This window comes from Pseudomonas sp. FG29 (assembly GCF_057809355.1).
This window is the reverse complement of sequence record NZ_JBMDJU010000064.1, coordinates 1-306: the sequence shown is the minus strand read 5'-3', so window position 1 is coordinate 306 and position 306 is coordinate 1. Positions and strand designations below refer to the sequence as shown.

General features: G+C 67.3%; 1 protein-coding gene. It reads right to left on the bottom strand.

Going from position 1 to position 306, the window contains the following annotated elements; translation table 11 throughout:
- The coding region (locus ACODS1_RS24145; RefSeq protein WP_489087646.1) for a hypothetical protein at nt 1-155 on the bottom strand (155 nt) is incomplete at its 3' end.
- Nucleotides 156-306: the final 151 nt, after the last annotated feature.

Sequence of the window (306 nt, the reverse complement as noted above, 5' to 3'; positions counted from 1 at the left end):
TCCGGCGCCTCGCGCATTTGGTGACCAACCTCCTTGATGCTCCCACCACGCTCCAGGAAGGCTGCCATCTGTTCTGCCAGTGCAGCGCGCTCCGAAGCCTTGGCCGCAACGTCACGGCGAGGCGGATCGCCGGCTGTGTCGTGGTAGCGCTCCATCAGGACGCCCCCTGCGTCAGCCGGGCGACCGGCTTGTGGTTGATCGCCTGGTGCAACTGCGCCGACTTGCCGGCCCGGTATCCGGCCTCAACGGCTCCCTCGTCGCGGGCCTTGAGTTTGCGGCGCTTCATCTTGGCCTTCCCCAGGTTGG